General features: G+C 55.0%; 1 protein-coding gene. It reads right to left on the reverse strand.

The features are described 5' to 3' along the window. On the reverse strand, positions 1-429 hold a 429-nt coding region (locus tag J7380_RS20310; protein ID WP_209198725.1), incomplete at its 3' end, for an Hsp70 family protein. Positions 430-500: the final 71 nt, after the last annotated feature.

The following is a 500-nucleotide window of genomic DNA, read 5'->3' on the forward strand; positions in this document are numbered from 1 at the left end:
GGCAGGAACCGTGATCACAGCCTGTGTCACGTCTTCGCCGAGATAAGATTCGGCGGTCTCTTTCATCTTGCCGAGGATGAAAGCGGAAATCTGGGATGGGGAGTATTTGTCACCCTTGGCTTCGACCCAAGCGTCGCCATTGCCGCCGTTGATCACGGAGAATGGCATGTTTTTGAGGTCTTTGGACAGCGCTGCGTCATCCTTACGACGACCGATCAGACGCTTCACACCAAAGATGGTGTTTTCCGGGTTGGTGACGGCCTGGCGTTTTGCCGGCTGGCCCACAAGGCGCTCGTCATCGGTGAGCGCAACGATAGACGGCGTGGTGCGCGCGCCTTCTGCGTTCTCAATTACTTTTGGCTGGGAGCCATCCATGATGGCGACACAGGAGTTGGTTGTACCGAGATCGATACCAATCACTTTGCTCATTTTTGATCCCTTCTACTTCAGGCGATATTTCAAGGCCGGACCCTTTGTGGCATCCATGCCCCGATCCATTG

Origin of the sequence: Ruegeria sp. R8_1 (genome assembly GCF_017743815.1) — a bacterium.
Lineage (GTDB): Bacteria > Pseudomonadota > Alphaproteobacteria > Rhodobacterales > Rhodobacteraceae > Ruegeria > Ruegeria lacuscaerulensis_A.